Origin of the sequence: Musicola keenii, from assembly GCF_014855505.1 — a bacterium.
Classification (GTDB): Bacteria; Pseudomonadota; Gammaproteobacteria; order Enterobacterales; family Enterobacteriaceae; genus Musicola; species Musicola paradisiaca.
In genome coordinates this window covers 101,611-112,195 of the sequence record NZ_JAAWVW010000014.1, presented here as the reverse complement: position 1 = coordinate 112,195, position 10,585 = coordinate 101,611, and the positions used below count along the sequence as shown (strand labels likewise).

The window sequence follows — 10,585 nt, the reverse complement described above, 5'->3', positions numbered from 1 at the left end:
GTATAATACATTTATTCTTTATGATAATGATAACATAGTTTCAGAAAGATACTGGATTTTCCTTCTATTAAAAAGACTGGATTCCAGACCTTCAGTTTCTTTGACGAATATGTTTCATTGCTATTTAATCTTACAAAACCTCTATTATAGATTACTTGTCCAAAATGAAGAGCAATATGGTTTTGATCAATTCCAAAAAATCACTTGGACAAATTTACGAGAACCCATTGAAAAAGATTATTTAGAACGCTTCCAAAATATGCATGGTTCATTACCAAATCATAGTCGAGTTGTTTATCTGGAGGGTCGGTTTGCTCCTAAGGATGAAGAAGTTAAGAATGTTTCGATTCTCTATAATATTTTAAGTGGGTACTGGAGATATTTGTACAATACTGATCCTGCAAGTGATCTGACTTTATTGCTAGGGGAATTTGAAAAAAATATTACAAACCCACCCTTTATAAAGGGGCGTTATTTAAAATTAGCACTTGTTGCCCACTTTGTAAAACTCCCTGAAACTCGGGTTGACATACCCTACCGACATTATACTTTGCGTACTAAACTTACCAAGCAAGCTTATACTCTTAAAAATACACTTGAATACTACCCATCCTTAAAATTATGGCTGAGAGGCATTGATGCTGCCGCAAACGAACTAGATGCACCACCGGAGGTTTTTGCAAGCGTGTATCGTATGTGCCGTCATTCAGGGATTACGCATCGCAGTTACCATGCAGGGGAGGATTTCCATCACATATTATCAGGTATTCGGGCTATGTTTGATGCATTAGAATTACTTGGCTTATGTGAAGGAGATCGTATTGGCCATGGTACTGCAATGGGTATATCTCCCGAACTATGGTTAAAGCGAATGCCTGGAGGAGTATATATACGTAAAGATGACTGGTTACTTGATTTACTTTCCACTTGGCGCCTTCTAAAAATGATAGGAGAAACAGGGTTAGCCTATAAATTGGAAGCTGAATTGACCGAATTGGGGTCTGAATTATTTGGCCTGCAAATAAATAGTGTAACATTAGAGCGAATAATGAAGCTTAGAGGGCTTAATATTGAATTCCTTGCAAAGATCTTCACGTCTATTCCTGCGAATATAAACAACTCTGAACCGCCAAAAACTGTAAATTCCATCACTCCACTGAGTGATATAGAAATGGCGGAAGCACTAAGGGTTGATGAGGCTGTCAATGCCAATTTCAAGGACTGCGATCTTTTATGGAAATGGCTTAGTGACCCCGAGATACGTTTGCGAGGGAGTCAACTCACTTTTGTTGATGCAGAGTATTTGTCGGCAGCTGAATATATAAAAGTACAGCAGGCATTAATGAAGGTTGTCAAGGACAGAAGAGTTCTTATTGAAACATTACCCTCAAGCAATGTTCGAATCAGCCAGTATGAAAGTTTTGATGAGCATCATGTATTTAGATGGATGGGATTACCAGATTATGCACACCCTGGTGATCCAGAAATAATGGTTACACTTGGTTCAGATGACCCCGGGATTTTTGCTGGTGATCTAGCAGGTGAATTCTATCAGTTATATGCTGTTCTGCAAGGTTTAGGGTTGAGCGATAAAAAAGCATTACATTACATTTCAGAACTTAATGAAAGAGGTAGAGAGTATCGTTTTCATGATTTTAGAATAGGTTGAATTTAATACATATTTTTTATTTAAAAACATCACTATTCAGTCTTAGCTATATGACTAAGACTGAATTTTTTTTGATATAACTAAATGGAAGTTTCAGTAATGTTAATTTATATATTGATAGATAACTCTGAGGTTGATTAAATAAATGCATGGGTTTTTATCTGATAATTTGTGCGTATAACTTATTATATCGATAACTCCAGTGCTAACCTACGATAACTCCCAGTCAGACTCTCTGGCCTGTTTCTGCCTCGCATAGACGACGGGTGGAAGGTCAAGATATTGAGTAGTGAAAATGGAGGAGGTATTTTTAATTCATGCCTCTTTTATAGATACTCATTGTTCTTAACTATATAGCCCATTTAACTGTGATAATTTGAAAAAATAGGATTCATCTGTATTGTTAAAGTATCCAGACGCATTCTGTCTAAGGGATGCATTAATAAGAATGCAGCAATTTTCAGCTCTGGTTATACCAACGTAGTGGAGGTTTAGCTCTTGTTGAAGCGTTGGGTATAGAGGTGTATTCCTGTCTTCGCTATTATATTCTCTATATGGAAAAGACCATTCATCTAGATCTAAATGAAATACTATTTTGAATTCCAATCCTTTCGATTTATGAAGCGTCATTACTTGTATCTCGCTATCATCTAATGGCTTAAATTGATTGATTAAAATGTCGTCAGATATTGTTTTTATTAGAGCGCTGTCATCATGTTCCGAGGCTGTTATTCCTAGAGTATCTGCGATTTCATGAAATTTACAGATCAAATCTTCATGGTTCAATACTTCTCTAATCATTTTTATTTTTTTTCTTAGTAACAACCGAGTATTATCATTTATGATAACTCCATCAAAAACTTTATTAATTAATTCCTGGGCTGTACTTATAGCTTTATACTTGTACGCTAAAAGATCTTTATATAGATCTGAACAACCAGTACCAATTTTATCGAGAGGAGTATCAATATAAAGCCTGAAGTTTGAGTCCAATCCAGAACAAAATAATAACAACGACTTCTCTTTTCTTGCAAAAATTGCTATTTGACTTGCTTTTTTCAATTTCCATTCTCCACTATTTAACCATTTTGAAATCCAGGGTGAGATCGTGATGGCAACATCTTTAAGATTTCCACTCAGTCGTCTCCGATAAATTCTTATTTCATCGGTTGGTAGTAAGTTATAGGTTGGGTCAAGCAATCTCGAAGCATAATTTCCTATTGAAGGATGACATCTATGATTAAAATTTATCTCGAAATGTTTAAAGCATTTTGTATTTTTTACCAATTCTAAAAGAAGTTCTGAGTTTCCACCTCTAAATTCATATATTGATTGCCAAACATCACCAACGGCAATAGAGTGTAAGCCAAGTTCATTTATTTTTAGAAATAGTTGATGCTGGGGTAAGGATGAGTCTTGATATTCATCTATGAATAGATGACTATATCTTGCTTTAATATATCGCCTTGCTGCTGACGATTCATTAATTATTTTTAGTGCTAAGGCTGAAAATGATCCCATCCACAGTATGCCTTCATCGTATAACTTTTTATACCCAGGATCTTCATTGATATTAATAACAGAGGGTGTCCCGGAAAAGTTGTTTTCTATAAAATGACTATATGGCAAATCTAATTTTTTTAGGACTTTGCATTCGGTAGGTATTCCGCCCCATACTCTTGAAAGAAAAGGTATAATTATTTCCTTTAAGCAAAAACTATCAATTGTGCCAAAAAAACTATTTTTTGTATTGTGTGCATCCGCCTTGCATCTACTTTCTAATTCTGAGCTTGCTTTCTTTGTGAATGTAATTGCAATGACTCCTTTATGCTTTGGAAGGCAGGAGGTAATATTTATAATTTTTTCTTTTATAACCGTCGTTTTACCACTTCCCGGGCATGCTGTTATTACCATACTTCCAGTATAGTCAATGGCTAATATTTGCTGAAGTGTTGGTGAGAACTTGCTCATTTCATTCGCCCTTAATTATTTCTACAAGTTTTTTTAATGGTTTAACTAAATTGCCAGAATTAATGTTGTGAAGGTCTGCTTTTATTTTTTTAAGCAGTATACGCATTCTTAATGCTTTTTTCTTCTGTAAATATTCTATTGCACTTTGGTTGCTCTTTTTACCTAAAGCACTTAATATTGAAGTGCTCAATTCTTCTACTAGATCCGTTTCTAAATCAATTTTTGATAAATATACTCCAGATTTATTTATTTCATCAGAAACGGTTTCCCAATCCCCGTTGGTCAGTGTGTCTTTAGATGTTATGCGTGTATCACTATGTTCAAATTTTTCTATACCTGCTATATCTAAGCACCTATTTATACCTGAATATTGCCATTTGTCTTGATCTTTTAGTTTGGAGATATCGTTATCAGTTCGCATTACCCATGGGATTTCTAAAGCATCAAGAATAGTCACATATATTTTAAATGAAATTCCATCAACTGAAATTATCGAGATGTTAAAATAATCCAGATCGATACTTAAACTGTCTGCTAAAGAATGGAAAAACAAAATTTCTGATGGGCCTTCAACTAAGAAAACACCATTCGAAAAAAAGGATTCTGCTGGTAATATACTCATTCGATAGCTCATCCCTTCCCAACCATCTGCAATACCTTTTGAGCATCCTTCACTTGCGGCCACAGTGTGTCCTGCCTTATCAAACAATCTAATTACTGAGTCTGGTTCAAAATTTACAGCAATTTGGGGTGAGTGGGATGATATGAACGTTTGACCCGGAAGTTCAGTTATTAAATAATCGGCCAGTTTTCTTTGTTGGTGGGGGTGCAAGTGTGCTTCAGGTTCTTCGATAACATAAAAAATTACTTCGTTATCTATATCATGTTCCTTGATACTTTTCGATTTCCATAATGCTAATAATATTTGATTATTCCGTCCATCTCCTCCAAGCATAACGTTAGAACCATTCGCATTAGCTCCAAGTTGTAAGTTATCAATAAACTCATTTATTCCGACTGCTCCAGCATCTAGTTGTACGGAATATTCTGAATAATGATGTGCAAGTTTTTTTAGCTCATCATTGATATCTTTTGTTGCTCTATCAACATATATAAGTTGTGATATCTTATCGTTAATTAATTGTAGATCTGAACCTATCTCTACTAACAAATCGTCATCTTCTTCTCTTTCGTTTGAGTTTAAAGATTGTTGTGCAATTTTCAAAAGTTGTTTTTTTTCTTTACGGATAAATCTTTCTAAATCTCGTTGTGATTGAATATACTTTAAATTGACGAATTTAAGATAGTAGCGAGAATTTATTTCTTGTAAGGACTCTAAAGAATCTCCAATAAAGAGTTTATAGCTGAGATCTGATTTTAGAGCAACATATTTAATGAATGATTCGCCTGAGTCACTGACATTTCCTTTTAAAATTGAAAGCACTGCATCTTCATTTATATCTTTAAAATGAATGATAATTTCAATTTCATCACAAGATGTGCCATTTTCTAAATGGAAATCGAGTTCATTTGGTTCAATTTCGGATTCTGAAACACTTTTATCTAATAGCATTCTTAGAGAATGCAGCATGTTGCTTTTGCCAACATCATTAGCACCAATAATTAGAGTATTTGAATTAAAGTTGATGTGTGCATCTTTAAAGTTTCTAAAACCCTTTAGTTTCAGAGATGAAATTTCCAATTTAAAATCCCTCTTTAAAGTAAAAAACATTAATCATGATGAGGTATGGCATAAAGTATGCAACTGATTTTTCCTCATTTTTTACGACAAGTCTATTAGTTGATTTGGTGAAAAAAGAGCCTGATATGGTTTTTAATATATGGTTATCGGTATGTTTTTCAAGGAAATAATTTAATTAATTTCATAAAAATCATATGGTTAAAAATTTCAAAAAACTATCCGATGAAACCCGCTTGGGTATCGTGTTGCTGCTAAGGGAGATGGAAGAGTGATCCTACCCGCGAATAGTGGACACACGGATAAATGTAAAAGCCGGAACAATTCCGGCCAATCGTTTTTGTGCCTACCTTCGTTTCCCCATCACCACAACCTTCTTCACATCCCCATGCTCCAGCCCATCAACAAAATCCCCATACCACTGCAACATACCTCTCCGTTGCTCTAAATACTGCGCATGGTTATACGTTCCACGAATGGTGTTTTTGTCCACATGAGCAAGCTGCAATTCGATCCAGGCAGTGTTATAGCCTTGTTCGTGTAGTATGGTGCTCATCGTGTGGCGAAAGCCGTGTCCTGTCGCTTTACCGTGATAACCAATCCGTTTCAGTACCTGATTAATACTGGCTTCACTCATCGGTTTGGTGATGTCGTTACGTCCAGGGAAAACCAGATTGTAGCGTCCGGTAACGGCGTAGAGCTGTTGCAATGCATCGATAACGTGATTGGAAAGGGGAACGAGGTGAGGGCGGCGCATTTTCATGCGTTCTTTCGGTACTTCCCAGAGCCCTTTTTCAAAATCAAACTCTTTCCATTCTGCTTGTCGTAATTCGATAGTGCGAACGCCGGTAAGCATCAGAATGCGTGTTGCCAGTTGTGTGACCTTGCTCCCCGAATAAGTTGATAACGCACGTAGAAAATCCGGCAGTTCATCAGGCAACAGGTGAGGGTAGTGCGTGGCTTTGGGTGGGGGAAGGGCGCTTGCCAGTTCTGATGCTGGGTTGTTTTCCGCCCGGCCAGTGACAATCGCATAACGGAACACCTGATTACAGGCTTGGCGAATCTTACGCAACTTGTCGAGTACGCCACGTTTTTCCAGTTTGCGCAGCGTGGTTAGCATCTCCAGCGGCTTAACTTCAGCGACAGGACGTTTACCGATATCAGGGAAAATATCGTTTTCAAACGCTTCCATCAGGTCTTCAGCGTACCCCTTCGACCAGTTAGGGCGCTTATATTCATGCCATTCGAGAGCGATGGCTTTGAAGGTGTTATCGATGTTGATTTTCTTAGCTTGTCTTTCGACCTGCTTTTGTTCACTAGGATCGCCACCAGAAGCGACGATTTTGCGAGCTTCTTCGCGTTTTAGGCGAGCCTCTGCCAGCGAGATATCAGGATAAACACCGATAGATAATTTTTTCTCTTTACCTGCAACGCGGTACTTCAAGCGCCAATATTTGGCTCCATTCGGCTTTATCAGAAGATAAAGGCCTGCGCCGTCAGTGAGTTTGTATTCTTTGTCTTGTGGCTTGGCGGTTTCTATCTGTCGAGCATTAAGTGGCATGGTGGGGGCCCCTAATAGTCATTGAACAAGAAGAGCCCCCATAGAGGCCCCCAACATCAACTTGATTTCCGGTATGCTGGGTTGACCTTGGTAGAGCTCAGCGACAGAAAATCCTAGTAGTATCAATGAATATAACGGGGTTTTGTTGAATTCGGTAGAGTCTGGGAGAACTTAAAATGGTACGCCCTACAGGGTTCGAACCTGTGACCTACGGCTTAGAAGGCCGTTGCTCTATCCAACTGAGCTAAGGGCGCATGCACAAATGCCGGTTGGAATACGACAGTGCGCTGGATTATACCGACCCTCCCCAGTGAGTCAACGAATTGAGGCCGCTTTCATGTCAGTCGGGCAATCCCTGAGCAGTGGCGGTGGGGATGATTGCAATCGAAGGGAATACGTCCTGGCGAAAAAGGGGAGGCCCGTACTGTGCATGGTGGGTACGGGCCTCCTGATGGTATCAGGTGCGAGTCTGGGTTTGAGCCATGTCGATATAAATTTCACGGAGCCGGCGGGTGATGGGCCCTGGCTTTCCATCGCCGATAATGTGGTCGTCGAGTTTCACGACCGGCAGCACGAAAGAGGTTGCCGACGTGATGAAGATTTCTCGCGCTTGATAGGCGTCTTCCGGTGTGAAAGGCCGTTCTTCCACATGAATGTTGTCTTGTTGCGCCAGTGCAAGCAACGACTGGCGGGTGATACCCGGCAGCAGAGCATGGCTAAGCGGGCGAGTGATAACCGTATTATCGTCGGTGACGATATAACAGTTGCTTGATGTTCCTTCCGTGATAAACCCATTCTCCACCAGCAATGCGTCATCGGCCTGTTGCGCATGCGCTAACTCTTTGGCCATACAGGCGGCCAGCAGGCTAACGGTTTTGATATCGCGGCGTTGCCAGCGAATATCCGGGCTAGTGATGACCGTCAGGCCAATCTCAGCCTTTGGATGAGCAATAATCGGACGCGCCTGAGTAAAGAGCACCAACGTAGGTTTCACATCGGCTGGCGGATAATGAAAATCGCGATCGCCGGCATTACCACGGCTCAACTGCAGATAAATAGAACCTTCATGCAGTGCGTTTTTTTCTATCAGCGCCAGATGGATATTTTTCAGTGTATCGATTGTCACCGGCAATGTGAGTGAGAGTTCACGGCAAGAGCGTTGCAGGCGCGCCAGATGTGCATCCAGATCCACCAGTCCGCCGTTGATGACCGATGTCACCTCGTAAACGGCGTCGGCAAACAGAAAGCCGCGATCGAACACAGAGATAGTAGCCTGCGATTCGGGCAGGTACTGTCCATCCACATAAACCATGCGTTGCATGACAACACTCCTTAACTGATTTCGGGCAAAAACACCATGCCGCGTCGATTTGATTGGGAAACGTTCAGGCATGAAGAAACTGGATGTAGACGGACCGTCGGCCGAAGCGTGTCGGAATAATCGGGCAAAGGCGGCCGCTCGTCGAACCGCGCATAAAGATACTGGTTTCCATCGGAAGACGAAAGTGAGGTGCAACAGCTTGTCACAGGAAAGTATATTCAGGGCGAAAAAGACCTTATCGTCAGTTGGAAATAATTTCGGTCGGCATATCGACAGCACAACCGAACTCGGATAGTGTGAATCGAGGTTCGGATCCCGGACCTGGCGTCGCTCGGATGGTCCGGGCGCTCACGTTATTCTGAGGATGTTATGGCTGATTCCAATTCTCCACGTCGTTTTTCGCGTATCGATCGTCTTCCCCCTTACGTTTTTAATATCACCGCCGAACTGAAAATGGCCGCCCGCCGCCGTGGCGAGGATATTATCGATTTCAGCATGGGCAACCCCGATGGCCCGACGCCGCCGCATATTGTGGAAAAACTCTGTACGGTGGCGCAGCGGGAAGATACGCACGGTTACTCGGCGTCTCGCGGTATTCCCCGTCTTCGTCGGGCGATTTCACATTGGTATGCCGAACGTTATCAGGTTGATATCGACCCGGAAAGCGAAGCGATTGTCACCATTGGTTCCAAAGAGGGGCTGGCGCATCTGATGCTGGCAACGTTGGATCATGGCGACACGGTTCTGGTGCCGAATCCCAGTTACCCTATTCACATTTATGGCGCGGTTATCGCCGGCGCGCAGGTGCGTTCTGTGCCGCTGGTTGAGGGGGGCGATTTCTTCAATGAGCTGGAGCGAGCCATCCGCGAGACGATTCCCAAGCCGAAAATGATGATTCTGGGATTCCCTTCCAACCCGACGGCGCAGTGCGTTGAACTGGATTTTTTTGAGCGGGTGGTGGCGCTGGCTAAACAGTATGGCGTTCTGGTGGTTCACGATCTGGCGTATGCGGATATCGTTTACGACGGCTGGAAAGCGCCTTCAATCATGCAGGTGCCCGGCGCCAAGGATATTGCGGTAGAGTTTTTCACGCTGTCCAAAAGTTACAACATGGCGGGATGGCGTATCGGTTTCATGGTTGGCAACCAAGAGCTGGTGAGCGCATTGGCCCGAATCAAAAGTTACCATGATTACGGGACGTTTACGCCATTGCAGGTGGCGGCGATCGCGGCATTGGAAGGCGATCAGCAATGCGTGCGCGATATCGCCGAGCAGTACCGCCAGCGGCGTAATGTGTTGGTCAAAGGGTTGCATGAAGCCGGCTGGATGGTGGATGAACCGAAAGCCTCCATGTACGTATGGGCGAAAATCCCTGAACAATATGCGCACCTGGGGTCGTTGGAATTTGCCAAACGGTTACTATCCGAGGCGAAGGTCTGTGTCTCTCCTGGGATCGGCTTTGGCGATTACGGCGATACGCATGTGCGTTTTGCTTTGATCGAGAATCAGGATCGGATCCGTCAGGCGGTAAGGGGCATCAAAGCGATGTTCCGGGCGGATGGGGTGCTTCCCGGCGCGGCTAAAACGGCACATAAACCAGAATAAATACGATCAAGCGTGGATCATGTCATTGATGTCCGCTCCGGTTGCGCAGATGCTTAACTGACCAGTCATGAGTAACGTGTGAGCGCTTGATATAACTATTTTTATGTATTGCAGGGTGAAGTTTTCTTACCGGAACTTCACCCTGTTGTTATTCATCCTATTGTTGTAGGGTTGTCCGGTGTTGGGCGGGTGTATTAACTGCAGCACGTTTTTCTGCTGACTTGATCACGCTGTCTCCTATCACGCCTTGTCGTGATAGACGGAGAGTGATTTGCTAATGCCCCTTAAGATGGAACTTCATTAATAAGACGAGTCGAGTCATGCGTTTATTCTCAATAAAAGCGGTGTTACTTGGAGTATGTTGTCTGGGTCTGGCTGGGTGTCAGGGGACTGCGCCCGAAAAAACGCCGTCAAAGCCATCAGCATCCCGGGCTGCTGTTGTGCCGGTTAACGAACAGATTAACCAGTTGGCGTCGTTGGTCGCCGCCAGTAAATACCTGCGGATTCAGTGTGAACGCAGTGATTTGCCTGATGACGCGGCGATCCTGAAAACGGCGGTGAAAGTCGCGGGTCAGAAAGGATGGGATACCAGCCGCTATTCCACGTTGCCTCAGACCAGCGAAACGCTTTATCAAGGCCTTTTGAAAGATGGTACGCCGAAAACCGCCCAATGTTCCGCCTTTAACCGCTCAATGGCGCCCTTCATTGATGCGATGCGCAGCCGCTGATTGGCAAAAAGCCGGCCGTCAAGCATTTATG

General features: G+C 42.5%; 7 protein-coding genes and 1 tRNA gene. 3 read left to right on the top strand and 5 right to left on the bottom strand.

The window, feature by feature from the left end; translation table 11 throughout:
- Nucleotides 1–1,669 (top strand): amidohydrolase family protein (locus HEP82_RS14785; RefSeq protein WP_192458776.1); only part of this gene is annotated, 1,669 nt, incomplete at its 5' end.
- Between the two features lie 345 nt (nucleotides 1,670–2,014).
- On the opposite strand, the gene HEP82_RS14780 is transcribed toward HEP82_RS14785, so the two are convergent.
- From HEP82_RS14780 to HEP82_RS14760, 5 genes are all read right to left on the bottom strand, one after another.
- Entirely contained in the window at nucleotides 2,015–3,640 is a 1,626-nt protein-coding gene (locus HEP82_RS14780) for a UvrD-helicase domain-containing protein (RefSeq protein ID WP_192458775.1), read from the bottom strand.
- A 1-nt stretch (nucleotide 3,641) separates the two neighbouring features.
- The gene (locus tag HEP82_RS14775; RefSeq protein WP_192458774.1) at nucleotides 3,642–5,342 is read right to left on the bottom strand and encodes an ATP-dependent nuclease; all 1,701 of its coding nucleotides are present in this window, start codon (nucleotides 5,340–5,342) and stop codon (nucleotides 3,642–3,644) included.
- A gap of 343 nt (nucleotides 5,343–5,685) precedes the next feature.
- Nucleotides 5,686–6,900 carry a tyrosine-type recombinase/integrase gene (locus tag HEP82_RS14770; protein ID WP_192458773.1) on the bottom strand — a complete coding sequence of 405 codons (1,215 nt, stop codon included), beginning with the start codon at nucleotides 6,898–6,900 and terminating at the stop codon, nucleotides 5,686–5,688.
- 177 nt (nucleotides 6,901–7,077) lie between these two features.
- Nucleotides 7,078–7,154: transfer RNA gene (locus HEP82_RS14765), tRNA-Arg, on the bottom strand.
- Between the two features lie 203 nt (nucleotides 7,155–7,357).
- A complete protein-coding gene (locus HEP82_RS14760) occupies nucleotides 7,358–8,221 on the bottom strand; it encodes a D-amino-acid transaminase (RefSeq protein WP_192458772.1) in 864 nt (287 codons plus the stop codon).
- A 369-nt stretch (nucleotides 8,222–8,590) separates the two neighbouring features.
- Here HEP82_RS14760 and alaC point away from each other — a divergent pair, with 369 nt between their 5' ends.
- Together alaC and outS are read left to right on the top strand one after the other, a co-directional pair.
- Complete coding sequence (gene alaC / locus HEP82_RS14755) at nucleotides 8,591–9,826, top strand: alanine transaminase (protein ID WP_192458771.1); 1,236 nt, start codon at nucleotides 8,591–8,593, stop codon at nucleotides 9,824–9,826.
- Between the two features lie 320 nt (nucleotides 9,827–10,146).
- Complete coding sequence (gene outS / locus HEP82_RS14750) at nucleotides 10,147–10,554, top strand: GspS family T2SS pilot lipoprotein variant OutS (protein ID WP_192458770.1); 408 nt, start codon at nucleotides 10,147–10,149, stop codon at nucleotides 10,552–10,554.
- Nucleotides 10,555–10,585 lie beyond the last annotated feature (31 nt).

Coding starts and splice junctions, on each gene's coding strand:
- HEP82_RS14760 (WP_192458772.1), bottom strand. CDS start 8,221: ATGCAACGCATGGTTTATGTGGATGGACAGTACCTGCCCGAATCGCAG.
- alaC (WP_192458771.1), top strand. CDS start 8,591: ATGGCTGATTCCAATTCTCCACGTCGTTTTTCGCGTATCGATCGTCTT.
- outS (WP_192458770.1), top strand. CDS start 10,147: ATGCGTTTATTCTCAATAAAAGCGGTGTTACTTGGAGTATGTTGTCTG.
- HEP82_RS14770 (WP_192458773.1), bottom strand. CDS start 6,900: ATGCCACTTAATGCTCGACAGATAGAAACCGCCAAGCCACAAGACAAA.
- HEP82_RS14780 (WP_192458775.1), bottom strand. CDS start 3,640: ATGAGCAAGTTCTCACCAACACTTCAGCAAATATTAGCCATTGACTAT.